The 25,949-nt window shown below is 70.6% G+C and carries 21 protein-coding genes, 1 pseudogene and 1 riboswitch; of the genes and pseudogenes, 12 read left to right on the top strand and 10 right to left on the bottom strand.

The genetic code is table 11. The annotated features are described in order from the left end of the window. Nucleotides 1–235: 235 nt before the first annotated feature. The 6 genes from ABZ876_RS01025 (at nucleotide 236) to ABZ876_RS01000 (ending at nucleotide 7,457) form a co-directional block, all read left to right on the top strand. Nucleotides 236–1,630: an HD-GYP domain-containing protein gene (locus tag ABZ876_RS01025; protein ID WP_361772418.1), complete on the top strand. Its 1,395-nt coding sequence runs from the start codon at nucleotides 236–238 to the stop codon at nucleotides 1,628–1,630. Then, nucleotides 1,627–2,871, top strand: coding sequence for an HD domain-containing protein (locus tag ABZ876_RS01020; RefSeq protein ID WP_361772416.1), 1,245 nt, complete (start codon nucleotides 1,627–1,629; stop codon nucleotides 2,869–2,871). Before ABZ876_RS01025 ends, ABZ876_RS01020 begins: the two co-directional genes overlap by 4 nt. A gap of 135 nt (nucleotides 2,872–3,006) precedes the next feature. Beyond that, nucleotides 3,007–3,987: a hypothetical protein gene (locus tag ABZ876_RS01015; protein WP_361772414.1), complete on the top strand. Its 981-nt coding sequence runs from the start codon at nucleotides 3,007–3,009 to the stop codon at nucleotides 3,985–3,987. Between the two features lie 100 nt (nucleotides 3,988–4,087). Next, complete coding sequence (def, locus tag ABZ876_RS01010; protein ID WP_361773854.1) at nucleotides 4,088–4,738, top strand: peptide deformylase; 651 nt, start codon at nucleotides 4,088–4,090, stop codon at nucleotides 4,736–4,738. 263 nt (nucleotides 4,739–5,001) lie between these two features. Further along, nucleotides 5,002–6,087 (top strand): epi-isozizaene synthase, encoded by a 1,086-nt coding sequence (gene cyc1, locus ABZ876_RS01005; RefSeq protein WP_361772412.1) that lies wholly within the window; start codon nucleotides 5,002–5,004, stop codon nucleotides 6,085–6,087. Next, a complete protein-coding gene (locus ABZ876_RS01000; protein ID WP_361772410.1) occupies nucleotides 6,084–7,457 on the top strand; it encodes a cytochrome P450 in 1,374 nt (457 codons plus the stop codon). Before cyc1 ends, ABZ876_RS01000 begins: the two co-directional genes overlap by 4 nt. A gap of 16 nt (nucleotides 7,458–7,473) precedes the next feature. Here the strand turns inward: ABZ876_RS01000 and ABZ876_RS00995 are convergent. From ABZ876_RS00995 to ABZ876_RS00965, 7 genes and pseudogenes are all read right to left on the bottom strand, one after another. Further along, a pseudogene (locus ABZ876_RS00995) lies at nucleotides 7,474–7,995 on the bottom strand (helix-turn-helix domain-containing protein); the annotation flags it as partial. A 72-nt stretch (nucleotides 7,996–8,067) separates the two neighbouring features. Next, complete coding sequence (locus tag ABZ876_RS00990) at nucleotides 8,068–9,087, bottom strand: ribonucleotide-diphosphate reductase subunit beta (RefSeq protein WP_361772408.1); 1,020 nt, start codon at nucleotides 9,085–9,087, stop codon at nucleotides 8,068–8,070. Next, nucleotides 9,087–11,438: a ribonucleoside-diphosphate reductase subunit alpha gene (locus tag ABZ876_RS00985; protein ID WP_361772406.1), complete on the bottom strand. Its 2,352-nt coding sequence runs from the start codon at nucleotides 11,436–11,438 to the stop codon at nucleotides 9,087–9,089. The genes ABZ876_RS00990 and ABZ876_RS00985 overlap by 1 nt, the downstream gene beginning before the upstream one ends. A gap of 123 nt (nucleotides 11,439–11,561) precedes the next feature. Then, a riboswitch (cobalamin riboswitch) is annotated at nucleotides 11,562–11,716 on the bottom strand. Nucleotides 11,717–11,738: 22 nt separating this feature from the next. Further along, nucleotides 11,739–12,245 (bottom strand): GNAT family N-acetyltransferase, encoded by a 507-nt coding sequence (locus ABZ876_RS00980; RefSeq protein WP_361772404.1) that lies wholly within the window; start codon nucleotides 12,243–12,245, stop codon nucleotides 11,739–11,741. Between the two features lie 236 nt (nucleotides 12,246–12,481). Beyond that, nucleotides 12,482–14,110, bottom strand: a complete 1,629-nt coding sequence (gene mctP, locus ABZ876_RS00975; protein WP_361772402.1) for a monocarboxylate uptake permease MctP — start codon at nucleotides 14,108–14,110, stop codon at nucleotides 12,482–12,484. Beyond that, nucleotides 14,107–14,373 carry a DUF3311 domain-containing protein gene (locus ABZ876_RS00970; protein WP_361772400.1) on the bottom strand — a complete coding sequence of 89 codons (267 nt, stop codon included), beginning with the start codon at nucleotides 14,371–14,373 and terminating at the stop codon, nucleotides 14,107–14,109. Before ABZ876_RS00970 ends, mctP begins: the two co-directional genes overlap by 4 nt. A 125-nt stretch (nucleotides 14,374–14,498) precedes the next feature. Beyond that, on the bottom strand, nucleotides 14,499–15,263 hold the full coding sequence (locus ABZ876_RS00965) for a GntR family transcriptional regulator (RefSeq protein WP_234514221.1): 765 nt from the start codon (nucleotides 15,261–15,263) through the stop codon (nucleotides 14,499–14,501). Between the two features lie 425 nt (nucleotides 15,264–15,688). Here ABZ876_RS00965 and ABZ876_RS00960 point away from each other — a divergent pair, with 425 nt between their 5' ends. From ABZ876_RS00960 to ABZ876_RS00945, 4 genes are all read left to right on the top strand, one after another. Further along, nucleotides 15,689–16,975 carry a sugar ABC transporter substrate-binding protein gene (locus ABZ876_RS00960; RefSeq protein ID WP_361772398.1) on the top strand — a complete coding sequence of 429 codons (1,287 nt, stop codon included), beginning with the start codon at nucleotides 15,689–15,691 and terminating at the stop codon, nucleotides 16,973–16,975. A gap of 88 nt (nucleotides 16,976–17,063) precedes the next feature. Further along, entirely contained in the window at nucleotides 17,064–18,050 is a 987-nt protein-coding gene (locus tag ABZ876_RS00955) for a sugar ABC transporter permease (RefSeq protein WP_361772396.1), read from the top strand. Next, complete coding sequence (locus tag ABZ876_RS00950; protein ID WP_361772394.1) at nucleotides 18,047–18,889, top strand: carbohydrate ABC transporter permease; 843 nt, start codon at nucleotides 18,047–18,049, stop codon at nucleotides 18,887–18,889. Before ABZ876_RS00955 ends, ABZ876_RS00950 begins: the two co-directional genes overlap by 4 nt. Nucleotides 18,890–18,898: 9 nt before the next feature. Further along, nucleotides 18,899–20,413: a glycoside hydrolase family 3 N-terminal domain-containing protein gene (locus tag ABZ876_RS00945; protein WP_361772392.1), complete on the top strand. Its 1,515-nt coding sequence runs from the start codon at nucleotides 18,899–18,901 to the stop codon at nucleotides 20,411–20,413. A 74-nt stretch (nucleotides 20,414–20,487) separates the two neighbouring features. Here the strand turns inward: ABZ876_RS00945 and nagB are convergent, their stop codons facing one another. Then, nucleotides 20,488–21,273 (bottom strand): glucosamine-6-phosphate deaminase, encoded by a 786-nt coding sequence (gene nagB, locus ABZ876_RS00940; RefSeq protein ID WP_361772390.1) that lies wholly within the window; start codon nucleotides 21,271–21,273, stop codon nucleotides 20,488–20,490. 760 nt (nucleotides 21,274–22,033) lie between these two features. Between nagB and ABZ876_RS00935 the strand changes: the two genes are divergently transcribed. After that, a complete protein-coding gene (locus tag ABZ876_RS00935; RefSeq protein WP_361772388.1) occupies nucleotides 22,034–23,509 on the top strand; it encodes a PAS domain-containing sensor histidine kinase in 1,476 nt (491 codons plus the stop codon). Between the two features lie 192 nt (nucleotides 23,510–23,701). On the opposite strand, the gene ABZ876_RS00930 is transcribed toward ABZ876_RS00935, so the two are convergent. Together ABZ876_RS00930 and ABZ876_RS00925 are read right to left on the bottom strand one after the other, a co-directional pair. After that, the gene (locus ABZ876_RS00930; protein WP_003992873.1) at nucleotides 23,702–23,959 is read right to left on the bottom strand and encodes a WhiB family transcriptional regulator; all 258 of its coding nucleotides are present in this window, start codon (nucleotides 23,957–23,959) and stop codon (nucleotides 23,702–23,704) included. A gap of 317 nt (nucleotides 23,960–24,276) precedes the next feature. Continuing rightward, a complete protein-coding gene (locus ABZ876_RS00925; protein WP_361772386.1) occupies nucleotides 24,277–25,245 on the bottom strand; it encodes a diacylglycerol kinase family protein in 969 nt (322 codons plus the stop codon). Nucleotides 25,246–25,422: 177 nt separating this feature from the next. Between ABZ876_RS00925 and ABZ876_RS00920 the strand changes: the two genes are divergently transcribed. Then, nucleotides 25,423–25,872 carry a hypothetical protein gene (locus tag ABZ876_RS00920; RefSeq protein ID WP_361772384.1) on the top strand — a complete coding sequence of 150 codons (450 nt, stop codon included), beginning with the start codon at nucleotides 25,423–25,425 and terminating at the stop codon, nucleotides 25,870–25,872. Nucleotides 25,873–25,949 lie beyond the last annotated feature (77 nt).

The raw sequence follows: 25,949 nt of genomic DNA, 5'->3' as shown, positions 1-25,949 counted from the left end.
CCGGCCTCGCAGGGGCCCGGCCGCCGGGTCGGAAGGTCGTGAACTCCCGTTCGGGGCAGCGGTCAATCCCTGATCGCACGTCACCCGAACGTGCTAATCCGTGGGTCATGGACCCACGGATTCCCCCCAAAGCCGCACTCGTCGGCCGCCCTCCCCTCTAGGCTCCCGAGCCTGAACGGGCATGACCGGGCCCGCCCGGTCCGGGACGTGGCGCGGGTTCGGGGGGAGGTACGTCATGGGGCCGGTCCGGCCGTCGGCAGCCGCGTACGTCGGCTGCGCCGTCCTCGGCGCCCTGGTGTGCGTGGCCCCCTTGCCGGGCCTTCCAGTCCCCTGGTGGGCGATCGCGCTGCTCGCCGCGCTCTACGTCTGCTGCGAGCAGCTGCCCCTGCCCCGGGCCCTCGGCCGCACCCGGGCGGAGGGGTCCCCCAGGCCCCCCCTCGGCCGCCGGGCCCTCGAGGGAATGGGCACGATCTATCCCGTGCTGCTCGCCGGGGCCTTTCTGCTGCCGCCCGCGGCCGCCGCGTTCGTGCCCCTGCCCGGTGCCCTGCTCGCCCGCGTCATCGAGCGGCCCTCGTGGCTGCGCCGCGGCTGGCGGGCCGCGCGGCTCGCGCTCGCCGTGTGGGCCGCGTCCAGCGTCCACTGGTCCCTCGGCGGCCCGGCCGCGGTCGTCGGCCCCCGCTTCCCCGACGCGCTGCTGACCGCCGGGGCCGCGGTGGTGGCCTTCTGCCTGGCGCTGACCGCGCTCGACGGCGGCATCCTGACGCTGGCCGAGCGGGTACCGGCGCACACCGCCTGGCGCGGGCTGTTCCTGCGCTCCCTCGCGCCCGTCGCCGTGCACGGGCTCGCCGGGCTGATGATGGCCGTGCTGTGGCGCAGCCCCTACGGGCCCGTGACCGCGCTGCTCGTGCTGCTGCCCATGTACGTCTCCTGCTGGGTCTTCGCCCAGTACCACCGGGAGCGCGCCGCCCATCAGGCGACGATCCGCGCGCTCGTCCAGGCCGTCGACCTCAAGGACGGCTACACCCGAGGCCACAGCGAACGGGTCGGGCAGGCCTCCATGATGATCGCGCGCGAGCTGGGCCTGGACCACCGGCGCGTGGAGGTGCTGCGGTTCGCCGGGATCCTGCACGACGTGGGCAAACTCGGCGTCCCCACCCGGCTGTTGCGCAAGGACGGGCCGCTCACCCCCGAGGAGCGCAGGATCATCGAGCTGCACCCCGAGTACGGCCACGAGATGGTCCGCGGCATCGGGTTCCTCGGCGAGGCACGGTCCGCGATCCTGCACCACCACGAGCGGCTCGACGGCACCGGATACCCCTACGGGCTCAGAGGCCGGCAGATCCCGGAGTCCGCTCGGGTGGTCGCGGTCGCCGACGCCTTCGACGCGATGACGTCGACCCGCTCCTACCGGCGCGCCCGGCCCGTCGCGGTCGCGCTGGAGGAGCTGGAGCGGTGCGCGGGCACGCAGTTCGACCCGGCGATGGTGCGCGCGCTGATCCGCGCGCTGGACCGGCACGGCTGGCACCCGGTGGTGACCGCCGACGAGGAGCGCGGGAATGCGGTACCGCCGCCGGCCCTGCCCGTGGCCGGTCAGCCGGCCGGGCGGGGACCCGGCGGGGGCGGCGCATGACCGCGGGCCGCGCCCCCCTCGTCCTCGCCCACACGACGGCCGCGCTGCTCGCCGCCGGCTGTCTCGGCCTGACCCTCTGGAGGGGCATCGACCAACCCGCCGTCGCCCTTGCCTTCGGGGTCCTCGTCGCGGTGGGGGAGCTGTCCCGGTGGAGCGGCAGCGGAGAGCGGGAGCCCGCACCCCTCGGCGCGGCCGGGGCGCTCTCCTACGCCCTGCTCGGGCAGATCGCCGGACGGCCCAGCCACCACGGGGCGGCCCAGGTGGTCACCGTGGTCCTCGCGGCCGCCCTCGCCGGCTGCGTCCCGCACGTGGCCAGCGGCCGTGGCTCCACCGCCGACCACCTCACCCGCCGCCTGCTGACCGTGGGCTTCACCGCCGTCTGCTTCCAGCCGGTCTACCGCCAGGCCGGGCCGCACGGCTGGGGCGGTCCCGCGTACACGCTGCTCGTCGTCGCCCTGCTGGTGCTCACCACCCTGTGCGACGCCGTGCTCGCCGCCGCCCTGGCGCACTCCCGTACCCGCTGGCCGTTCGGGCCGCTGCTGCGCGACGAGCTGCGCGCCAGGCTCGGCATCGGCTCCGCCGTCTGCGCGACCGGTGCCGTGATGTCGCCGGCCGTCGCGGTGGTGGGCCTGTGGGCGCTGCCCGTCTTCTCGCTGCCGCTACTGCTCACCCAGCTCTCCTGCCGGCGCTACGCGGCCGTGCGCACCACCTACCGGCAGACCATCGCCTCCCTGGCCCGCGCCACCGAGATCGCCGGGTACACGCCCCCCGGACACGCCCGGCGCGTCGCCGTGCTCAGCCTCGCCGTCGGCCGGGAGCTGGGCCTGACCGAGCCGGAGCTGACCGTGCTGGAGTACGCGGCGCTCATGCACGACATCGGGCAGCTCAGCCTTGTCGATCCGGTGCCCGCGGGCGCCACCGCCGCGCTGCCCGCCGAGGAGCAGCGGCGCATCGCGCTGCTCGGCGGTGCCGTCGTACGGCAGACCGGGGTGGACGCAGAGGTCGCGGTCGTCGTGGAGCGGCAGGCCGACCCCTACCCGGAGCAGCCGGTCAGCGCCAGGATCGTCCGGGCCGTGAACGCCTACGAGGAGATGGCGCGCGAGGAGGCCGGGCTTGGGGGACCCCTCAGCGCGCTGGAGCGGCTGCGCCTCGCCTGCGCCCGCGACTACGAGCCGGAGGTCGTCGAGTCACTCGCAAGGGTGTTGCAGAGAGACGGTCTGACCTTGCCGACAGCGGGGTAACCCATGGGTAATGAGCGTCCGTCCGGCGGTACGTGGTTGGATGCCAGGAGAGGGTGTTCGGGGGCACTCGCGCGTGCCCCCGCGGACGGCAGGAACCGGCAGGCGGGAATCGCAAGGGACTGGCAGGCGGGAATCGTGAGGATCTTCGGGAAGGGACGGCACCGGCCCTCCGCCTCCTGGCGGCAGGCCACCGACCGCGCGTTCACGCTGATCGGCGACGGCCGGTACGAGGACGCGGGTGCGCTGCTGACCCGTGCCGCGGACCTGGAGCCGTGGCTGTCGGAGTCCTGGTTCAACCTCGCCCTGCTGCACAAGTTCCGCCACGACTGGGAACAGGCCCGCGCGGCCGGGCTGCGCGCCGTGGCCCTGCTCGACCGGGAGACCGGCGCGCCGGACTGGTGGAACGTGGGCATCGCCGCCACCGCCCTCCAGGACTGGCCGCTGGCCCGCCGTGCCTGGCAGGCGTACGGCCTGCGGGTGCCGGGCGGTTCCACCGTCTCCGCCGAGCCCGCCGGGATGGAGCTGGGCAGCGCCGCCGTGCGGTTGTCACCGGAGGGTGAGGCCGAGGTGGTCTGGGGGCGCCGGCTGGATCCCGCGCGCATCGAGGTGCTCTCCATTCCGCTGCCGTCCTCCGGGCGCCGCTGGGGCGAGGTCGTGCTGCACGACGGCGTACCGAACGGGGAGCGCACCACGGCCGCCGGGTACGCCTATCCGGTCTTCGACGAGATCGAGCTGTGGGCGCCCTCGCCGGTGCCCACCTGGGTCGTGCTGCTGGAGGCCGCGACCGAGGACGACCGGGACGCGCTGGAGCAGCTGGCCGCCGACGCAGGTTTCGCCGCCGAGGACTGGTCCTCGTCCGTGCGGCTGCTGTGCCGCGCGTGCTCGGAGTCCCGGATGCCGTCCGACGAGGGCGAGGGCGAGCACCTCGATCCGCACGACCACAGCGAACCCGGGCACCCGGGCCCCCTGGGGCACCGCACGGACGGGCAGCTGTGGGTACCCGAGCGGGAGTGCGGCATCGCGGCCCCCGCCTCGCTGGTGCGGGGGCTGCTCGACGGCTGGGTCGCGGACAGCCCGGACTCCCGGGACTGGCGGGATCTGGAAGAGGTCTGCTGACCAGGGCCCGGCCCGCTGATCACCCGGGAAGCACCCGGGCACGCACCGTAGGCTGTACTCGCAGGATTTTCCCATGGTTGCAGGAAGGCGTACGTCGGTCATGGCGCAGCAGGACACCGATCAGCAGCACGCGGGCGTGCTCCCCGTGGACGACGCGGGCTTCGTCATCGACACCCAGGACACCGAGGAGCGTGAGACGGCCTGGCGCGAGCGCGGCACCTCGCGGCCGATCACGGTGGTCGGGAACCCGGTGCTGCACAAGGAGTGCAAGGACGTCACCGAGTTCGGCCCGGAGCTGGACCAGCTGATCGCGGACATGTTCGCCAGCCAGCGCACCGCCGAGGGCGTGGGCCTGGCCGCCAACCAGATCGGCGTCGACCTGAAGGTCTTCGTCTACGACTGCCAGGACGACGAGGGCGTGCGGCACGTCGGCGTCGTCTGCAACCCCAGGCTCGTCGAACTGCCCGCCGACCGGCGCCGCCTCGACGACAGCAACGAAGGCTGCCTGTCCGTGCCGACCGCGTACGCGCCGCTCGCCCGGCCCGACTACGCCGAGGTGACCGGGCAGGACGAGAAGGGCAACCCGGTCAAGGTGCGCGGGACCGGCTACTTCGCCCGGTGTTTGCAGCACGAGACGGACCATCTGTACGGCTACCTGTACATCGACCGGCTGTCCAAGCGGGAGCGCAAGGACGCCCTGCGGCAGATGGCCGAGAACGAGCCCCGCTACCCCGTGGTGGCCAACGACTGAGATCCGTGACCGACGACGCCTGGCCGCTCCCGACCAGGCGTCGTTCATGTGTGCGTCGCACATTCGATCGTGGGCACAGTTGAACTGACACATATTCAGTCACACAAGGCGTATTCTCGGCACGGTCGGTGATGGGTGAGCCAAATCCGTTCCCAGACCGGTCAGTTGTGGTGCTGAATGGAAAGCGCGGGGATACGCAACGGCGCGCGCCCGGCACGGCGGGAGGGGCGCAGCGCCAACCGGCGGCTGAGAGGGGTTTGTTCGTGCCAGCTTTCCCACACAGCACTTCACCGACGACGACTGCGGTCGCGGTACCACCGGCGCTCGCTCTGCCGGTCATCGAGGCCGCGTTTCCCCGTCGTCTGCACCCGTATTGGCCCAGTCTGCAGGAGAAGACGCGTGCCTGGCTGCTCGAAAAGCGGCTCATGCCGGCGGGCAAGGTCGAGCAACATGCCGACGGACTGTGCTACACCGACCTCATGGCGGGCTACTACCTGGGCGCCCCCGACGAGGTCCTTCAGGCGATAGCGGACTACAGCGCGTGGTTCTTCGTCTGGGACGACCGCCACGACCGTGACATCGTCCACCGCCGGCCGGCCGCCTGGCGGCGGCTGAGGTTCCGGCTGCATGCGGCTCTGGACGCACCCAGGCACCATCTGCACCACCCGGACCCCTTGGTGGCGGGGTTCGCGGACAGCGTGGGGCGCCTGTACTCGTTCCTCGGCGAGCGGTGGAACGTGCGCTTCGCCCGGCACTTCCACGCGGTGATCGAGGCGTACGACCGGGAGTTCCGCAACCGCACCCGTGGGACCGTCCCGACCGTCGACGCCTACCTGGAGCTGAGGCGGCTCACCTTCGCACACTGGATCTGGACCGACCTGCTCGAGCCCAGCGCGGGATGCGAACTGCCCGACGCCGTGCGGAAACACCCCGCATACCGGCGGGCGGCGCTGCTGAGCCAGGAGTTCGCCGCCTGGTACAACGATCTGTGTTCCCTCCCCAAGGAAATCGCGGGAGATGAGGTCCACAATCTCGGAATCTGTCTCATCCACCACGAGGGCATGACCCTCGAGGAGGCCGTCAGAGAAATGCGGCGGCGAGTCGAGGGCTGCATATCCGATTTTCTCGCCGCCGAAAAAGAGGCGCTGCGGTTCGCCGAATCCCTCGCGGGTGTCACCGTGCAGGGAAATGAATTGAGCGGCACCGTGAAGGCGATCGTCGCAAACATGCGGAACTGGTTCAGCGCCGTTTACTGGTTCCACCACGAGTCCGGCCGCTACATGGTCGACAGCTGGGACGACCGCTCGACACCCCCGTACGTCGACAATGAAGCGGCAGGTGAGAAATGACCCTGGAATCGGTCGGTTCGAAGGCGCCCGAGGAGTCGGCGGCTTCAGGTGTGCCGCCGCTCGCCGCGGGAGGCGTACCCCTGCTGGGCCATGGCTGGAAGCTCTTCCGCGATCCGCTCGGCTTTCTGGGCGGGCTGCGGCAGGACGGCGGTGTGGTCCGGCTGAGGCTCGGGCCGAAGACGGTGTACGCGGTCACCACCCAGGCGCTCGCCGGTGCCCTCGCGCTCAGCACCGACTTCGAGATAGGCGGCCCGCTGTGGGAGTCCCTTGAGGAGCTGCTGGGCAAGGAGGGCGTCGCCACCAGCACCGGGCCGCTGCACCAGCGTCAGCGGCGGGCCATCCAGCCCGCCTTCAGGCGGGAGGCCGTCCCCGGCTACGGGCCGGTCATGGTGGAGGAGGCGCGCGCGCTCGCGGAGCGCTGGCGGTCGGCCGCGGCCATCGACGTCACGACGGAGTCGTTCCGTGTCGCGGTGCGCATAACCGCCCGCTGTCTGATGGGCGGCACGTACATGGACGAGCGGGCCGAACGGATCTGCGCCGCGCTCGCCACGCTTTTCAGCGGCATGTACCAGCGCATGGTGATACCGCTCGGACCGCTGTACCGGCTGCCGCTTCCGGCCAATCGCGCATTCAACCGTTCATTGGCCGATTTGCATCTCCTGGTCGATGAGATCGTCGCCGCCCGCCGGGCATCCGGTCAAAAGCCGAACGATTTGCTGATGGCTTTGCTGGAGGCGAAGGACCACAACGGTGAGCCCATTGGGGAACAGGAGATCCATGACCAGGTCGTTGCGATAGTCACGGCCGGCAGTGAAACAGTGGGCTCCATGGTCATGTCGCTTCTCCAGGTGCTCACGGATCACCCGGAACAGGCCGACAGGATCCGCGACGAGGTGAAAACCGTGACGGGTGGCAGGCCGGTCGTATTCGAGGACGTCCGGAAGCTGACGTACACCGCCGATGTCGTCTTCGAGACAATGCGTGTGCGCCCCGCCGTATGGATACTGACGCGGCGGGCGGTGACCGACACCCGGCTCGGCGGGTACCGCATTCCGGCCGGGGCGGACATCGTGTACAGCCCCTACGCGATCCAGCACGACCCGCGCTCCCACGAGCGGCCCGAGCGGTTCGACCCCCATCGCTGGCAGCCGGAGCGCGCCAAGGACGTCCCGAAGTACGCGATGACGCCGTTCGGCGTCGGCAACCGGAAGTGCCCCGGAGACCACTTCTCGATGGCCGAACTCACATTGATCGCGGCAGAGCTGGCGTCCGCCTACCGCTTCGAGGAGGCGCCCGGGTCCGACCCGAGGCTCCGTATCGGCATCACCCTCCGGCCGCGCCGGCTGCTGCTGCGGGCGCTGCCGCGGTGACCGGACGGGCGCACGTTCAGGCGGCCTCGGGGCCCCTGAACGTGCGCCGGCAGGCGGCCGGTGTGGTGCCCAGGGCAGCGATGGCGCGCGCCGCCGCCGTGCCGAATCCGGCGCGGCCGGCGATCGCGTCCGTCGTCTCGTCGGTGCGTTCCGGCGACTCCTGGGCCGGCAGGACCCGTCGCCGCAGGATCCGGCGGTGGGGAGTGGTGCCGGTCTCCTGCTGGAAACGGCGGGCGAAGGTGCGCGGGGACATGTGCGCGCGGACTGCCGGCTGCTCGACGATCATCTCCCGGGCGTCGATTCCGGCGTCCGTGCCCGCGGAGGTGGTCAGCGGGCCCTCGTCGACGTGGAGCACGTCCGGCTCGACGACCGCCCGCCAGAAGCGCCGTGCGAGGGCGTCGGCGTGCCGCCGGTGTGCCGCGCACCGATGCCCGTCCAGCAGCCCGGCCGCTCCCAGCACGAAGACGCCGGAACAGACGCCGAGCACCCGGGCGCCCCGCGCGACGGCCCGGCGCAGCGCCTCCCGCAGCCGAGGCGGCTCCTCGCCGGCCCGGCGCTCGCGGATGTTCTCCACGAGCGCCGGATCGACCATCGGCCGAAGGCGGCGGACTCAGAAGTCCTCGTCCAGGTCGACGGTGCCCTCCACCGCCACCTGGTACGCCGACGGACGCCGCTCGAAGAAGTTGGTCAGTTCCTGAACGCCCTGGAGCTCCATGAAGGAGAAGGGGTTCTCCGAGCCGTACACCGGGGCGAAGCCGAGGCGCGTGAGGCGCTGGTCGGCGACGCACTCCAGGTACTGCCGCATGGAGTCGGTGTTCATGCCGGGGAGGCCGTCCCCGCACAGGTCCCGCGCGAACTGGAGCTCGGCGTCGACGGCCTCCCTCAGCATGTCGGTGACCTGCTGCTGCAACGCGTCGTCGAAGAGGTCCGGCTCCTCCTTGCGGACGGTGTCCACGACGTCGAAGGCGAACGACATGTGCATCGTCTCGTCCCGGAAAACCCAGTTGGTGCCGGTGGCCAGACCGTGCAGCAGGCCCCGGCTGCGGAACCAGTAGACGTACGCGAAGGCCCCGTAGAAGAACAGGCCCTCGATGCACGCGGCGAAGCAGACCAGGTTGAGCAGGAAGCGGCGGCGGTCGGCCTGGCTCTCCAGCCGGTCCAGCTTCTCCACCGAGTCCATCCACCGGAAGCAGAACTCGGCCTTCTCGCGGATGGAGGGGATGTTCTCCACGGCCGCGAAGGCCGCCGCGCGGTCGTCCGGGTCGGGCAGGTAGGTGTCCAGGAGCGTCAGATAGAACTGGACGTGCACGGCCTCCTCGAAGAGCTGACGGCTCAGGTAGAGCCGCGCCTCCGGCGAGTTGATGTGCTTGTACAGCGTCAGCACCAGGTTGTTCGCGACGATCGAGTCACCCGTCGCGAAGAAGGCCACCAGCCGGCCGATCAGGTGCTGCTCGGCCGGCGTCAGCTTCGCCAGGTCGGCGACGTCTGAGTGGAGGTCGACCTCCTCGACGGTCCAGGTGTTCTTGATGGCGTCCCGATAGCGCTCGTAGAAGTCCGGGTAGCGCATCGGGCGGAGAGTCAGCTCGAAGCCGGGGTCGAGCAGATTGACGTTGCGGGTGGTGCTGGTCATCACTGGCAGGCCTCGCAGGACTCGGGGTTCTCAAGGGAGCAGGCGACGGCATCGGGGTCGGCCACCCGCTGCACGGGGGCGGTCGCCTGTGCCGCGCGGGCGATCCGCGTCGCCGGACGGGAACGCAGGTAGTACGTCGTCTTCAGCCCCTGCTTCCAGGCGTACGCGTACATCGAGGAGAGCTTGCCGATGGTCGGCGTCTCCATGAACAGGTTCAGGGACTGGGCCTGGTCCAGGAACGGGGTGCGGGCGGCGGCCATGTCGATCAGACCGCGCTGCGGGATCTCCCAGGCCGTGCGGTACAGCGCCCGGACGTCCTCGGGGATCCACGCGAAGTCCTGCACCGAGCCGTTCGCGTCGCGCAGCGCCTCACGGGTGCGTGCGTCCCACACGCCCAGTTCCTTCAGGTCCCGCACCAGGTAGGAGTTGACCTGGAGGAACTCGCCCGACAGCGTCTCGCGCTTGAAGAGGTTCGACACCTGCGGTTCGATGCACTCGTACACGCCCGCGATGGAGGCGATCGTGGCGGTCGGCGCGATCGCGAGGAGCAGCGAGTTGCGCAGGCCGACGGCCGCGACGCGCTCGCGCAGGGCCGCCCAGCGCTCCGGCCAGGCCGGCTCCACGTCGTAGTGGTCGGGATGCAGCACGCCCCGCGCGGTACGGGTCTTCTCCCAGGCCGGCAGCGGGCCGTTGCGCTCGGCGAGGCCGGCGGACGCCTCGTACGCGGCGAGCATGATGCGCTCGGCGATCCGCGTGGACAGGGCCTTGGCCTGCGGCGAGTCGAAGGGCATGCGCAGCTTGAAGAAGACGTCCTGAAGACCCATCGCACCGAGGCCCACCGGCCGCCACCTGGCGTTGGACCGGCCCGCCTGCTCGGTCGGGTAGAAGTTGATGTCGACGACGCGGTCCAGGAAGGTGACGGCGGTGCGGACCGTCTCGTCCAGCCGCTCCCAGTCGATGCCCGAGCCGGTGACGAACGCGCCGAGGTTGACGGAGCCCAGGTTGCAGACCGCGGTCTCGCCGTCGTCGGTGACCTCCAGGATCTCGGTGCAGAGGTTGGAGGAGTGGATGACGTGTCCGGGCTCGGCCGTCTGGTTGGCGGTGCGGTTGGCGGCGTCCTTGAAGGTCATCCAGCCGTTGCCGGTCTGCGCGAGGGTGCGCATCATCCGCCCGTACAGCTCGCGGGCCGGGAGGGTCTTCCGCGCCAGCCCCGCCGCCTCCGCCCTGCGGTAGGCGGCGTCGAACTCCTCGCCCCACAGGTCGACGAGCTCCGGCACATCCGCGGGGGAGAACAGCGACCACGGCTGGTCGGCGTTGACCCGGCGCATGAACTCGTCCGGGATCCAGTGCGCGAGGTTGAGGTTGTGCGTACGGCGGGCGTCCTCGCCGGTGTTGTCGCGCAGCTCCAGGAACTCCTCGATGTCGGAGTGCCAGGTCTCCAGGTAGACGGCGGCCGCACCCTTGCGCCGGCCGCCCTGGTTCACGGCGGCGACCGAGGCGTCCAGCGTCTTCAGGAAGGGGACGATGCCGTTGGAGTGCCCGTTGGTGCCGCGGATCAGCGAGCCGCGGGAGCGGACACGGGAGTACGACAGCCCGATGCCGCCGGCGTGCTTGGAGAGGCGGGCGACCTGGTGGTAGCGGTCGTAGATGCTGTCCAGCTCGTCCTTCGGGGAGTCGAGGAGGTAGCAGGAGGACATCTGGGGGTGCCGGGTGCCGGAGTTGAAGAGGGTGGGCGAGGAGGGGAGGTAGTCGAGGCGGCTCATGAGCCCGTAGAGCGCCGCGACTTCGTCCACCGCACGGGGCGTGTCGTCCTCGGCGAGGCCGGCGGCGACGCGCAGCAGGAAGTGCTGGGGCGTCTCGATGACCTTGCGGGTGATCGGGTGCCGCAGGAGGTAGCGGCTGTGCAGGGTACGCAGCCCGAAGTAGCCGAAGCGGTCGTCGGCGGCCGTGTCGACGAGGGCGTCGAGTCGGCCGGCGTGCAGACGCACGAAGGCGGCGGTCCGGTCGGCGATGAGACCTTCCCGGTGCCCGACGGCGACGGACTCGGTGAAGGACGTGACGCCCTGGGAGGCGGCTTCGGCGCGGATCCCGATCGTCAGCAGCCGGGCGGCCAGCCTGGAGTAGGCGGGGTCCTCGGAGATGAGGCCGGCGGCCGCCTCCATGGCCAGCTCCCGCAGTTCCGCCTCGTCCGCCTGTGCGGAGCGACCGCGCAGCGCGGCGGCGGCGACCCGGCCGGGGTCGGTGTCGGGGAGGTCTGCGGTCAGCTCGGTCAGGGTGCGCAGCAGCGCGGCACCGGGACCGTCGGTCTTCAGGTCGCTGACTGAAGCCGGGTCGGCTGGCGCGATGGTCACGTGGGGCTCTCCCTCGCTCGGCGCGGGGGCCTTGCGGAGGGCAGGGGGCAGCCACGAGCGCGCACGGCGTCGCGTCCCCGGCCCACTCCGCGAGGCCCGGACGTCTCAAGGCGCCCGGACCGGACGGCCGGGCGCGCTGCCGGCAGGTCCTCGGACTGAACTGGCGTGCGGATGCACGCAAGTACACCGTTGCGGGACAGTTCCGGATTCGCACCGGATTCCCCTGTGGCGACAGCGAGGATGAGCATACATCTAGTGCCGGGTCCTGGTGTCACCCCCAGATGTTGTGTTGCTGCGGTTTCAGAGCGTCAACTCGTAGGCCAGGAGGCTGAGGTCGTCCAGGTGCGGGAGTGGATTCCAGTCCCGCTCGGGTGTGCGAACGAAACCGAGGCGCTCGTAGATGCGGTGGGCGGTGTGCATGGTGCGCTGGGTGGACAGGACGATGCCGGTGCAGCCCCCGGTGGCGCGTGCCCGGTCGATGCAGGCGCGTACGAGCGACTCGCCCGCGCCGCGGCCCCGGGCTGCCTGGTCGACGGCGAGCATCCGTATCTCGGCCTCGCCGGGACCGGCGATATCGGCCATGGGCCCGCCCGCCGGGACGAAGGTGACCCCGCCGAGAACCCTCTCGCCCTCCACGGCGACCAGCACCTCCGCGGCGGCTGCCCGCTTGGCCACGTCGCGCAGCTCGCCGAGGTAGGCGTCGCTCTCCCCGAAGTCCAGCAGCCCGTCCTGGAGGTAGGCCCGGGCGGTGATCTCGCCGAGGGCCGCGTGGTCCGCGGGCACTGCCTGCCGGATGGTGATGTCCATGGGGCCGAGTGTGCCCCACGGGTACGGCAACGGGCCGCCGGATCGCTCCGACGGCCCGCCCGGTCCGCGGCCCCTAGGGCCTCTCGTTTGGATCACGCCGGGCTCGCGGGGTCTGGCACCGCGCCTCGCCGCGTTGTCGTCGGTTGCCATGGCTCCGCCATGACGCCCTCCTTCGCCCTTGCGATGCACGGCACCAGACCCCGCTTTCTGATCCGGCCTGATCCAAACGAAAGACCCTAGTGGGCCGTACCCGCCGTGGCCGGGGGAAGTTCCACCTGCACCCCGGGGTCGCCCGCGTCCGCCGTGTAGTCGTCCGGCCTGGTCTCGTCGATGCCCTCGGGGGCCTTCACGGCCTTCAGGACGAAGGTCCCGACGACCGTGACGAGGACGTTCAGCACGAACGCCGTCAGACCGATGTAGCCGATCTCGCCGATGCCCGGGATCTCCTTCGCCGAGCCCCCGAAGTGCGCTTGTGTCGGGGACGCGACACCGTACGCGGCGAGCGTGCCGTAGACCATGCCGACCGCCCAGCCCGCGAGCAGCGCCCAGCGGTGGAACCAGCGGGTGAACAGCCCGCCGACCAGCGCCGGGAAGGTCTGCAGGATCCAGATGCCGCCGAGCAGCTGGAAGTTGATGGCGACCGTCTTGTCCATCGTCAGGACGAAGACCAGGGCGCCCACCTTCACCAGCAGCGACACGATCTTGGAGACCCGGGTCTCCTCCTTCGGCGTGGCGTCCGGCTTGATGAAGTCCTTGTAGATGTTGCGGGTGAAGAGGTTGGCGGCCGCGATGGACATGATCGCCGCCGGGACCAGCGCCCCGATGCCGATCGCCGCGAACGCCACGCCCGCGAACCAGTCCGGGAACATGTCCTCGAACAGCTGCGGGATGGCCAGCTGCCCGTTCTGCACCTTCACGCCCGCCGCGATCGCCATGAAGCCCAGCAGCGCCAGCAGACCCAGCATCAGCGAATACAGCGGCAGGATCGTGGCGTTGCGGCGGATCACCTCACGGCTGCGCGAGGACAGCGTCGCCGTGATCGAGTGCGGGTACATGAACAGGGCGAGCGCGGAGCCCAGCGCGAGCGTGGCGTACGTCCACTGGCCGGCCTCCGGAGGTGCGAGGGCGCCGCGCGGCTTCCCCGTCACCGGGTTCGTCTGCGCGAACGCATGGCCCGCCTTGGCGAAGATGTCGTCGAAGCCGCCCAGTTTGATCGGGATGTAGATGATCGCCACCGCGATGACGATGTAGATCAGGGCGTCCTTCACGAACGCGATCAGCGCGGGGGCCCGCAGACCCGACGAGTACGTGTACGCGGCCAGCACACCGAAGGCGATCAGCAGCGGCAGGTCCTTCACGAACCAGTTGGTGTCCCCGCCGCCGCCCACGCCCATCACGTCCAGCACCGCCTGGATGCCCACCAGCTGGAGCGCGATGTACGGCATCGTCGCCAGGATGCCGGTGACCGCCACCGCCAGCGACAACCCCTTGGAGCCGAAGCGGCCGCGCACGAAGTCCGAGGTCGTGACGTATCCGTGCCGGTGCGAGACCGACCACAGCCGGGGCAGGAAGGTGAAGATCAACGGGTAGACGAGGATCGTGTAGGGCACCGCGAAGAAGCCTGCCGCGCCGGCCGCGTAGATCGCGGCCGGTACGGCCACGAAGGTGTACGCCGTGTACAGGTCCCCGCCGAGCAGGAACCAGGTGATCCAGGTGCCGAACGACCGTCCGCCGAGCCCCCATTCGTCGAGGCTGTGCTCGTTCTCGGCCTTGCGCCAGCGCGCCGCGAGGAAGCCCAGCACGGTGACGGCCAGGAAGAAGAACACGAAGACGCCGAGAGCGACGCCGTTCACTCCGTCCTTCACTGCGACGCACCCCCCTCGCGGCCGGCGCGGGCGCGCTGGTCACGCCGCCACAGCTGGTACGCCACCATGGTCAGCGCGGTGGAGATCAGCACCCACAGCATCTGGTACCAGTAGAAGAAAGGGATCCCGACGAACGCCGGATCGGTCTTGGCGTAGGAGCCGACCCACAGCATCGCGACGAAGGGTGCTACGAGGCAGAGGGCGATGATGACGCGCACAGGCGTCACCATCGCCGCTCTTGTCACATCCGACTGATCTGACATCTGCTGGCTCCGTTCCCTCACTGTTCACCTGTGTAATGCGCAGGCAATCTAGGTGACGGCATCCAGGAGGCGGAAGACCTCGTTCGGATATCGGCCTCAGCAGCGAGGAAATCCCGGTGGCCGGCTCACTCCTGGGGCCGCTTGAGCCGTGCCACGAACTTGTACCGGTCCCCTCGGTACACCGACCGCACCCACTCCACCGGCTTGCCCTGCCGGTCCAGCGAGTGCCGGGAGAGCATCAGCATCGGCAGGCCGACATCCGTGCCGAGCAGGCCCGCCTCACGCGGGGTGGCCAGCGAGGTCTCGATGGTCTCCTCGGCCTCCGCGAGGTGGACGTCGTAGACCTCCGCCAGCGCCGTGTAGAGCGAGGTGTACTTGACCAGCGAGCGGCGCAGCGCCGGGAAACGCTTGGCGGACAGATGCGTCGTCTCGATCGCCATGGGCTCGCCGCTGGCCAGCCGCAGCCGCTCGATGCGCAGCACCCGGCCGCCCGCCGAGATGTCGAGCAGCCCGGCGAGGGTGTCGTCGGCCGTGATGTAGCCGATGTCCAGCAGCTGCGAGGTCGGTTCGAGGCCCTGGGCGCGCATGTCCTCCGTGTACGAGGTGAGCTGCAGCGCCTGGGAGACCTTCGGCTTGGCGACGAAGGTGCCCTTGCCCTGGATGCGCTCGAGCCGGCCCTCGACGACCAGCTCCTGAAGCGCCTGTCGCACGGTCGTGCGCGAGGTGTCGAACTCCGCCGCCAGCGTGCGCTCGGGCGGCACCGGCGTTCCGGGCGGGAGCGTCTCCGTCATGTCCAGCAGATGCTTCTTCAGACGGTAGTACTTGGGCACGCGCGCGGTGCGGACGGTCGCCCCGCCCTCGCTCTCCGCACTGCTGACGTCGGTGCTCATGGTCTGCCTTCCCGGCTCCGGATGCCGAAGTGACCGGCACTCCGTCGGTCACGGCTCACATCGTGGCACGGCTTCGCGGGGGGGATGCCCCCGCGCGGTCCGCGATCCCCGTCACGCGGCCGGGGGTCCCCTCTGTATACCGTCGGCACCCCTGCTGGTCTAGTCCACCGCCCCGAAGTGGTCCAGTCGGACGGCCCCTCGCTGGCCTGGCCTTTTCGCTGGGTTCCTACTTAAAGGTCCTTGCATATGTAGGTCCCATAACGGACGTCCGGACCGTGCCGAACTCCCTTGACACTCCTATTGGTCTGGGCCAAGCTCCCCGTACTGGTCTACACCATTGGTCCAGGTCCCGGCCCCACGGGCGGTACTCGTCATCGGTCGCCGCGGGGACAAGGGGGGTTGGTGGCATCCCTGAGGAGGATGGCGTGAAGCGCAAGCTGACAGCCGCGATCGCAGTCGCGGGCATGATGGTCTCCATCGCGGCGTGCGGGGACAGCGGCAGCAAGTCCGGGAGCTCGGACAAGGGGGCGGACGCCAAGGAACTCACCGTCTGGCTGACGGTCGACGCCCAGAACAACTGGCCCGCGCTGGTGAAGGCGGCCGACGACGCCGTGACCAAGAAGCACCCCGGCCTCAAGATCAAGCACGAGTACTACGGCTGGCCGGACAAGAACACCAAGCTCGACGCGGTCCTCGCCACCGACAAGGTGCCCGACGTGGTCGAGATGGGCAACAGCGAGATGCTCGGCTACATGGTCAAGGGCGCCTTCGCCCAGGTCGACCCGGCCAAGTTCGACAACTCCGGCCAGTGGCTGGACGGCCTCAAGACCTCCGTCACCTACGAGGGCAAGACGTTCGGCGTGCCCTACTACGCCGGCGGCCGGGTCGCCAACTGGCGCAAGGACATCGCCGCTTCCGCCGGCATCAAGACGCCCCCGAAGACGTACAAGGAGCTGGCCGCCGACCTGGACAAGATCCAGAAGAAGGAGGGCGGCAAGTTCAGCGCCTGGTACCAGCCGACACGCGACTGGTACGCGGCCATGTCCTTCGTCTACGACGCGGGCGGCTCCATCGCCAAGGAGGAGGGCGGCCAGTGGAAGGCCAACCTCTCCTCGCCCGAGTCCGTCAAGGGCCTCACCGAGTTCAAGCACGTCGTCGACACGTATATGCACGGCGACAAGACCAAGGACGAGTCCGACCGGTACATCGTCTACGGCCAGGGCAAGTCCGCCATGATCTTCGCCGCCGCCTGGGAGGGCGCGACCGCGGCCGACCCGAAGAACGACAAGACCGGCAAGCTCAAGAACAACCTCGAGAACTTCGTGATGCCGGGCCCGTCGGGCAAGAACATCCCGGTGTTCCTGGGCGGTTCGGACCTCGCCGTCCCGGTCAGGTCGAACGCGCAGGCGCTGGCCGCCGAGTGGATCAACGCGTTCACCGGCTCCGAGGGCCAGAAGGGCCTGATCGCCAAGGGCAACCTGCCCAACAACAAGACGGACCTCGCGACGCTGAAGAACGACCCGGCGACGGCGGTCCCCGCCACCGCGGCCGAGTCCAACTGGTTCGTCCCCATGGCACCGGGCTGGGGCCAGGTCGAGAAGGCGCAGATCCTCCAGACCATGCTCCAGGACATCGGCACCGGCAAGAAGTCCGTCGAGGCCGCCGCGAAGAACGCGGACGCCGCGATCGACAAGGTCATCAACACCAAGTGACCTGAGCGCAGGGCCCTGTGGCCCCGGGGGTGCCCGGGGCCGGGGCCCTGCGTCCCGTTCGACCCGAGGGACCGCTGAGGAGCGCGCGATGAGTGCCGCAGACACGACCACCCCCGCCAAGGTGCCGCCGCCGCGGCCGGCGCCGCCACCCGCCGTCCCGGACCGGCCGCGCAGAAAGCGGACGCCGGGCGGGGCCGCGGCCCCCTGGCTGCTGCTCGCGCCCTGTCTGCTGATCCTCGCCCTGGTGATGGGCTATCCGCTGGTCCGCCTGGTCACGCTCTCCTTCCAGAAGTTCGGCCAGTCCCAGCTGTGGGGGTTCCAGCCGGCCGAGTCGGTCGGGTTCGACAACTTCTCCCAGGTGCTCGGCGACGGCGGGTTCTGGGCCGTCGTCCTGCGCACGGTCGTCTTCGCCGCCGGCTCCGTGATCTTCACGATGGTCGCCGGCATGGCGCTCGCGCTGCTGCTCCAGCGGGTGTCCGGCTGGCTCAGGACGCTGATCAACATCGTGCTGGTGGCCAGCTGGGGCATGCCCGTCATCGTGGCCACCACCGTCTTCAAGTGGCTCTTCGACTCGGACTACGGCGTCTTCAACGCGCTGCTGAGCAAGCTGCCCGGGGTCGAGATGATCGGCCACAACTGGTTCGCGTCCGGGCCGCAGGGACTGGCCGTGATCATGCTGCTGGTGGTGTGGGGTGCGGTGCCCTTCGTCGTCATCACGCTCAGCGCGGGCCTGACCCAGGTGCCGAAGGAGCTCCAGGAGGCGGCGCGACTGGACGGCGCCGGTTCGTGGGGTGTCTTCCGCTATGTCACCCTGCCGGTCCTGAGGCCGGTCATCGTGATGCTCACGACCCTGTCGGTGATCTGGGACATGGGTGTCTTCCCGCAGGTGTTCGTGATGCGGGGCGGTCACCCCGAGGCGGAGTTCCAGGTCCTCAACACCTATTCCTACGACCGCGCCTTCGTCGTCAACGACTACGCGCAGGGGGCGGCGATCGCACTGATCACCGTGGTGCTGCTGCTCGGCGTGGTCGCCGTCTACATGCGCCAGATGCTGAAGATCGGAGAGGTCGAATGAGCGCCCTCGCCCCTTCCGGCCGCCGAAGGCCGAGGCTCGGCTGGAACATCCTCGGCCTCCTCGTCTTCGTCGTCGCCGGTTTCCCCCTCTACTGGATGCTCGACACGGCGTTCAAGCCGGCCAAGGACGCCATCGACCCGGAACCCAGCCTGCTGCCGACCGGCATCACGCTCGCCAACTTCCGCCGGGCGCTGGACATCGCCGACTTCTGGGGCCCGGTCGGCCGCAGTCTGACCGTGTCCCTGACGGTCGTCGTGATCGGCGTGGTCGTCGGCACGCTGGCCGCGCTCGCCATCTCCCGCTTCGTCTTCCGCGGCCGCAAGATCGTGATCGTGGGCATCCTGGCCGTGCAGATGGTCCCGCTGGTCGCCATGATCATCCCGGTCTTCCTGCTGCTCAACGACCTCGGCCAGTACGACAGGCTGACCGGCCTCGTCATCACGTACCTGACGTTCATCCTCCCCTTCACGGTGTGGACGCTGCGCGGCTTCATCGTCAACATCCCCAGGGAGCTGGAGGAGGCTGCCATGGTCGACGGCTGCTCCCGCACCGGCGCCTTCCTCCGCGTCGTCTTCCCGCTGCTGGCCCCCGGCCTGGTCGCCACCTCCGTCTACGGCTTCATCCAGGCCTGGAACGAGTACCTCTACGCCCTGATGCTGCTCAGCCAGGAGCATCAGACCGCGACCGTGTGGCTCGGCAACTTCACCACCAAACACGGCACCGAATACGCCCCGATGATGGCCGGAGCCACGATGATGGCCGTGCCGATCGTCGTCCTGTTCCTCCTCGTCCAGCGCAAGATGGCCGCGGGCCTGACCGCGGGCGCAGTGAAGGGATAACACCACCCGATGACGACATTCGCCAGCGGTACCAGCGAGTCCAACTCGGCGAAGGACGGCCTGGCCCGCGACGCTCTGACGGTCCTCCAGCCCGGCTTCACCGGCACCACGGCCCCCGACTGGCTGCTGCGCCGCCTCGGCGAGGGACTGGCGTCCGTGGGACTGTTCGGCCGGAACATCGCCTCCCCGCAGCAGCTCGCCGCGCTGACGGCCCGGCTGCGCGCCGAGCGCGAGGACGTGCTCGTGGCGATCGACGAGGAGGGCGGTGACGTCACCCGCCTGGAGGTGGGGACGGGCTCCTCCTTCCCCGGCAACCATGCGCTGGGCGCGGTGGACGACGTGGAGCTGACCCGGCAGGTCGCCGTCGAGCTGGGCCGCCGGCTCGCCGCCTGCGGAGTGAACCTCAACTGGGCTCCCTCCGCCGACATCAACTCCGACCCCGCGAACCCGGTGATCGGCGTGCGCTCCTTCGGCGCCGACACCGATCTGGTCGCCCGCCACACCGCGGCCTACGTCAGCGGCCTCCAGTCCGCGGGCGTGGCCGCCTGCACCAAGCACTTCCCCGGGCACGGCGACACCGCGGTCGACTCCCATCACGCGCTGCCCCGCATCGACGTGCCCGCGCCGGTGCTCCAGGAGCGCGAACTCGTCCCGTTCCGGGCGGCGATCACGGCCGGCACACGCGCGATCATGAGCGCGCACATCCTGGTCCCGGCCCTGGACCCGGACCGCCCGGCCACGCTGTCCCCACGCATCCTGACCGGCCTGCTCCGCGGCGAGCTCGGCTACGACGGCCTGATCGTCACCGACGGCATGGAGATGCGGGCGATCGCCGGGACCTACGGCATCGAGCGCGGCAGCGTCCTCGCCGTCGCGGCGGGCGCGGACGCCATCTGTGTGGGCGGCGGCCTCGCCGACGACGAGACCGTCCGACGTCTGCGGGACGCCCTGGTCACGGCAGTGCGCTCGGGCGAGCTGGCCGAGGAGCGGCTGGCCGAGGCGGCCGAGCGGGTACGAGCGCTGGCGCGGTGGACGGCGTCGGCCCGAGCGCAGGGCGCCGCCGCGCACCCGGCCGCCGGGGCCGACATCGGTCTGCTGGCGGCCCGGCGCGCGGTGACCGTCGCCGGGGCGGAGGGCTTCGCCCCGCTCACCGAGCCGCCGTACGTCGCCGCCCTCACCCCGGTCGCGAACATCGCGGTGGGCGACGACACCCCTTGGGGCGTGGCCGCCGAGCTGGTCCGCATGCTCCCGGGCACGGAGACCGGCGGCTTCGCGGGGGAGGAGGCGGGACGGGCGGTGCTGGAGGCCGCCGGAGCGCGGCGGATCGTGGTGGTGGTCCGCGACGAGCACCGTCATCCGTGGATGGCGGGGGCCCTCGACGCGATCCTCGCCCGGCGCCCCGACACCGTGGTGGTCGAGATGGGCGTCCCGCAGGCCGCGCCCCGGGGCGCCCTGCACATCGCCACGCACGGCGCGGCGCGGGTCTGCGGACGGGCCGCGGCGGAGGTCATCGCCGGCATGTGACACCGGCGCCCGCCGCGGCGGGCAGCGGGAAGGCGCCCGTACCCGCCCGGGACCCGGCGCCTTCCCCCCAGGGGCTAGATGCCCTGCCAGTCGGGCTTGCCGGCGTAGGTGTGGCGGAAGTAGTCCGCGAGCTTCAGCTTGGACGCGGCGGCCTCGTCCACGACGACGGTGGCGTGCGGGTGGAGCTGGAGCGCGGAGGCCGGGCAGACCGCGGCGACCGGGCCCTCGACGGTCGCGGCGACCGCGTCCGCCTTGCCCTCGCCGGTCGCGAGGAGCACCAGGTGCCGCGCCTCCAGGATGGTTCCTATGCCCTGGGTGATGACGTGGTGCGGAACCTGGTCGATGTCGCCGTCGAAGAAGCGGGCGTTGTCGATCCGGGTCTGCCGGGTCAGCGTCTTGATCCGGGTGCGCGAGGCGAGCGAGGAGCACGGCTCGTTGAACCCGATGTGCCCGTCGGTGCCGATCCCCAGCAACTGGAGGTCCACCCCGCCGGCCTCGGCCAGCGCCGCGTCGTACGCCGCACACGCCGCCCGCACGTCCTCGGCCGTGCCGTCGGGCCCGAGGAACGCCTCCATGCCGATCCCGAGCGGCTGGAGCACCTCGCGGCCGAGCACCGAGCGGTACGACTCCGGGTGGTCGGCCGGCAGGCCCACGTACTCGTCGAGCTGGGCGATCCGCGCCCGGGAGATGTCGACGGTGCCGGAGCGCACCCTGGCCGCCAGCGCCTTGTAGACGGGCAGCGGTGTCGATCCGGTGGCCACGCCGAGCAGAGCGTCCGGCTTGCGTTCGAGCAGCTGTGCCATGGCCTCGGCGATGAGTTCGCCGCCCACCTTGGCGTCCGGAACGATGACAACTTCCACGCTGGGCCTGCCGATCTGGAGAGGGCTCGCGGGGGACCGAGGGGGCAGACGCGAGCACACACATGTGGTATAGACCAATATAATGAGAAGCGGACCCCCTGAACAGGGGTTGCGCTCCGGGTTCCCGTGCCCTTCATGCCGGGTACCCCTGCTCTTCCCGTGCAGGTCGTCCCCGGTACGGGAGACGGCCAGGGCAGCCGCCGCGCCGCGCGTCCCGGCGGACGTGACGAAGGCGCGCTGAGGACCACACGACGGCAATCCGGCACCCGCACGGGCCGAAGGCCGCTACTCTGCGGTGGGGGCGTCGATGGATGTCCGATAAAGAGACAACAACAAGCGTCTCCCGGCGCATGGACACACGCGCCCGGACGCAGGACCATGGTCCACGACACATGGTCTAGTCCATAAGCGCAGATACAGCACGTAGAGTGTTCTCGTCGCGCGAGCGAGAACAGCACGAGCGAGACAGCTCGCACACACCTCCGTCTTCCCCGCACAGGAAGACGGACCGAGGAACCGGCGCTCTCTGCCCTGACTGCTCCGGCTCCTCGACCTTCGGCCGACCGGGACCGCACACCCCGCGGCCGTTGCTGCTCCGGGCTGCGGTGCCGGGAGGGTTGAGGGTCCCTCCCAGGCGCCGCGGCCCGCGGGTGTTTACGGGGCCGTGCGCCCCGGGGGAGGCGGGCCGGTCCGCGGGGGGCGCTGCCGCCCGCCTGGCTGATTTCGAGCGTTGGCACAGCTCCCGGGTACCCTCGCAGACGTGCCGTCCATGAACGAACTGGTCCGCCAGCACACCGCCCTCAGCGACTCCGACCTGGAGTGGCTCCATCTGCTGGTGTCGGAGTGGCAGCTGCTGTCCGACCTCTCCTTCGCCGACCTCGTCCTGTGGGTGCCCACACGCGACGGCACCCGATACGTTTCGGTCGCCCAGATGCGGCCCAACACCGGCCCCACCTCCTACCAGGACGACATGGTCGGCCATCTGGTCCCGCGCGGCCGCCGGCCCATGCTGGACGCGGCCCTGGACGAGGGCCGGATCGTGCGCGAGGGCGACCCCGAGTGGCGCGAGGAGGTCCCGGTCCGGGTCGAGTCCATCCCCGTACGACGCGAGGGGCGCGTCCTCGGCGTGATCGCGCGCAACACCAACCTGCTGACCGTGCGTACCCCGAGCCGCCTGGAGCTCACCTACCTCCAGAGCGCCTCCGACCTGGCGCAGATGATCGCGGCCGGCGCCTTCCCCTTCCCCGACCAGCAGGTCGACATGGACGCGTCGCCGCGTGTCGGCGACGGGCTGATCCGCCTCGACGCGGACGGCCTCGTCCAGTACGCGTCCCCGAACGCCCTGTCGGCGTACCACCGCCTGGGGCTCGCCTCCGATCTGGTCGGCCAGCATCTCGGCCACACCACCGCGGAACTCGCTCCCACCCGGGGCCCGGTGGACGAGGCGCTCGCCAAGGTCGCCAGCGGCTGGGCGCCGCGCGAGTTCGAGATCGAGGCCAACGACGGGGTGATCCAGTTCCGCGCGATTCCCCTGAAGCCCAAGGGCACCCGGATCGGTTCGCTCGTCCTGCTCCGGGATGTCACCGAACTGCGGCGCCGCGAGCGGGAGTTGATAACCAAGGACGCGACCATCCGGGAGATCCACCACCGGGTGAAGAACAACCTCCAGACGGTCGCCGCCCTGCTCCGCCTCCAGGCTCGCCGCATCGAGTCCGAGCGGGGACGGGAGGCACTGGAGGAGGCCGTGCGGCGGGTCGGCTCCATCGCCATCGTGCATGAGACGCTGTCTCAGAACCTGGATGAGCGGGTGGAGTTCGACGAGATCGCCGACCGGGTGCTGGCCATGGTGGCCGAGATCTCGCCCGGCAAGGTCACCGGCCGGCGCAGCGGCCGCTTCGGCATTCTGGAGGCCGAGGTCGCGACCCCGCTCTCCATGGTGCTGACCGAGATCCTGCAGAACGCCCTGGAACACGGCTTTCGTCAGGGCGACACCGGCACGGTCGAGGTCTCGGCGGTCCGCGGCGGCACGACGAAGGAGGCCCGGCTCCTCGTCACCGTCCAGGACGACGGGGTCGGCCTGCCCGAGGGCTTCGACCCGCACACGGCGGGCAACCTCGGTCTGCAGATCGTACGGACCCTGGTGGAGGGGGAGTTGGGCGGCACGTTCGACATGGTCCCGGCCCCCGGGCGGGGCACACGGGTGATCCTGGACATCCCGGTCCGCGCCCCCGCGTGACGCCGGCGGGGCGGACGGCCGCCCGCCCCGCCCCGGGACAGCAATGAGCCCCGGACCACAAGTGGTCCGGGGCTAAAGCTCAGTTGCCAGCTATTGCTGCGCACCGGGGGTACTGCGCGCTGCGGCTCGGGGGCGGGAGATGCGCACTCGCTGTGCGCGCCGCCAAGCTCAGGCTCGTACGGGGCGGGTGTGTCAGGCGGAGGCCTGACGGGCCCGGTTGCGGGCGGCGCGGCGCTTCATGGCGCGGCGCTCGTCCTCGCTGAGACCACCCCAGACGCCGGAGTCCTGGCCGGACTCGAGCGCCCACTGCAGGCACTGCTCGATAACCGGGCAGCGACGGCAGACGGCCTTGGCTTCCTCGATCTGCAGCAGCGCAGGACCGGTGTTGCCGATAGGGAAGAAGAGCTCGGGGTCTTCCTCGCGGCAAACGGCGTTGTGACGCCAGTCCATGGCTGCTACCTCTCTTGGTATTACGGGCAGATTGCTTGTGAATGTGAACGCTTTCACGAATCCCTCAACAAGTGAAGGGCCGATCGTCAGACTCACTGACGTGGTCCTTGGTGTGAGGAGGGGTTCGGGCTCTCTGTGGGGGCCGATCTTGCGGGCTGTCCCGAGCGCCACGTAGAGACTTGCAAACCTCAGCGGCGGATACAACCCCTTCCGGAAAGTTTTTTTTGATTCCTTGGTGTCGACTAGGTCACAGCCGTACTTCCAAGGGGTGGATCCTGGCCTAAACGTTCGAGTGAAAGGACTTTGGCCTCTTCTGCTCACACAATCACACGCAGTGCACGGCGTACGCCTGTGAACGTCACGCTGGTCCGCAGTCCCAGGTGGTCCCCGTCCATCTGGAGGGGCAGTGGAACCTTCGAATGCAAGGTGAAGCCACTCAGGTCGTGCAGGGAGACCACATGCTTGCCACGGGGCCCGCGCTCGGGGGACGAAGTGAGCAACTGGGTGGAATAACGGGCAACAGCGGCCGTCGACAGGCGGCTGAGACCGAGCACGTCGAGTCCGGTGTCGAACGACGCCTTAGGGGACGCGTACACCGGACGATTGCCGAGAAACGTCCACGGCGCCGCATTGCAGATTATGGACAGGACGAGATCCTCGACCGGTTCCTCGCCGGGCCGCTCCAGGGTGATCGTTCCATGCCTGCGATGAGGTTCGTCCAGAAACTGGCGCAGCACTTGGCGCAGATACAGCGCATGGGTGGAACGCCTGCCCCGCTCCCGCTGCTGTTCGACCCGGCCCACGACGCCCGCGTCGAAGCCCAGACCGGCGTTGAAGGTGAACCATCGGGAGGGCACCGCCTCGTCCTCGGTGCCCGGGGTGCCTGTGGCCAGGCCGAGGCCGACCGTGCGCTCGCGGCCCTCGCGCAGGGCGTCGAGGATCGCGCCGGTGGCCTCCACGGCGTCGTTGGGAAGGCCGAGGGCGCGGGCGAAGACATTGGTCGAGCCGCCGGGCACCACGGCGAGGCGGGGGAGCCGGACGGGGTCGGGGCCGTGGTGCAGCAGGCCGTTGACGACCTCGTTGACCGTGCCGTCGCCGCCGAGGGCCACGACCAGCTCGATGTCCTCGCTCTCCGCGGCCTGGCGGCCGAGGTCCCGGGCGTGCCCCCGGTACTCGGTGGTGACCGCCTCGAGCTTCATCTCGCTCGCCAGCGCGTGGATCAGGACGTCACGGGTGCGTGCGCTTGTGGTGGTTGCCGCCGGATTGACCACGAGAAGTGCACGCATGGGTTGCAGGGTACCTACTCGGCGGTACTCGTCCCAGGCCGAGGTAGGGAACCGGTAAGAGGAGGGGGAGTGGCCTTGAGCACAGTGGCCGGGAAGCCGCCGCGGAGGTGCGCCGGCAGTGCCGGCCGTTCACATGCCCCGCCGGGCCGGCGGCCGGACGAGGGCTACCCTTCAGGGGTGAGCGCTGAGCAGAACCCCACCTCCCCGGCCCCCGACGCCGAGCCCCGTCCCGTGCGGCTGACGGTCGCGGCGGCAGTCGCCGCCCTGGAGGGCCTCGCCCTCGTCGTGGGTGGTGCATGGATGTTCGTCCTGGGTCTCACGGGCTCACCGGACGACCGCCGGCAGGCCGTCACCGGCGGCATCACCCTGATCGTGCTCGCGCTGCTGCCCCTGCTGGCCGCGCGCGGTCTGCTGCTGCGGCGCAGCTGGAGCCGGGGGCCCGCGGTCATCACGCAGATCATGGCGCTGCCGGTGGCGTACACCCTGCTCCAGGCCGACAGCCTCGCGATCCCGGGCGGCATCGCGCTCGCGGTCGTCGCGGTGGCGGCCCTGGTGCTGCTCGTGAACCCGGCGACCACGCGGGCGCTGGGTATCCGGGGGCCGGGGAACGTACAGGACCAGAAGTAGGCGCACGCACCCAAGGGCTCGGAAGCAGGCGCACGGCCTACGGCACGGGCCGCCGGTGGGGGAACTCCAGGGCGACC

The organism is Streptomyces sp. NPDC046931, assembly GCF_040644655.1.
GTDB lineage: Bacteria > Actinomycetota > Actinomycetes > Streptomycetales > Streptomycetaceae > Streptomyces.
The sequence above is the reverse complement of the archived record's forward strand: the minus strand, read 5'-3'. Positions and strand labels throughout refer to the sequence as shown.

Bases quoted from the DNA above. Each gene is read 5' to 3' on its own strand.
- ABZ876_RS01025 (WP_361772418.1), top strand. From the start codon at position 236: ATGGGGCCGGTCCGGCCGTCGGCAGCCGCGTACGTCGGCTGCGCCGTC.
- ABZ876_RS01020 (WP_361772416.1), top strand. From the start codon at position 1,627: ATGACCGCGGGCCGCGCCCCCCTCGTCCTCGCCCACACGACGGCCGCG.
- def (WP_361773854.1), top strand. From the start codon at position 4,088: ATGGCGCAGCAGGACACCGATCAGCAGCACGCGGGCGTGCTCCCCGTG.
- ABZ876_RS01000 (WP_361772410.1), top strand. From the start codon at position 6,084: ATGACCCTGGAATCGGTCGGTTCGAAGGCGCCCGAGGAGTCGGCGGCT.
- ABZ876_RS00990 (WP_361772408.1), bottom strand. From the start codon at position 9,087: ATGACCAGCACCACCCGCAACGTCAATCTGCTCGACCCCGGCTTCGAG.
- ABZ876_RS00980 (WP_361772404.1), bottom strand. From the start codon at position 12,245: ATGGACATCACCATCCGGCAGGCAGTGCCCGCGGACCACGCGGCCCTC.
- ABZ876_RS00970 (WP_361772400.1), bottom strand. From the start codon at position 14,373: ATGTCAGATCAGTCGGATGTGACAAGAGCGGCGATGGTGACGCCTGTG.
- ABZ876_RS00965 (WP_234514221.1), bottom strand. From the start codon at position 15,263: ATGAGCACCGACGTCAGCAGTGCGGAGAGCGAGGGCGGGGCGACCGTC.
- ABZ876_RS00955 (WP_361772396.1), top strand. From the start codon at position 17,064: ATGAGTGCCGCAGACACGACCACCCCCGCCAAGGTGCCGCCGCCGCGG.
- ABZ876_RS00950 (WP_361772394.1), top strand. From the start codon at position 18,047: ATGAGCGCCCTCGCCCCTTCCGGCCGCCGAAGGCCGAGGCTCGGCTGG.
- ABZ876_RS00945 (WP_361772392.1), top strand. From the start codon at position 18,899: ATGACGACATTCGCCAGCGGTACCAGCGAGTCCAACTCGGCGAAGGAC.
- ABZ876_RS00930 (WP_003992873.1), bottom strand. From the start codon at position 23,959: ATGGACTGGCGTCACAACGCCGTTTGCCGCGAGGAAGACCCCGAGCTC.
- ABZ876_RS00925 (WP_361772386.1), bottom strand. From the start codon at position 25,245: ATGCGTGCACTTCTCGTGGTCAATCCGGCGGCAACCACCACAAGCGCA.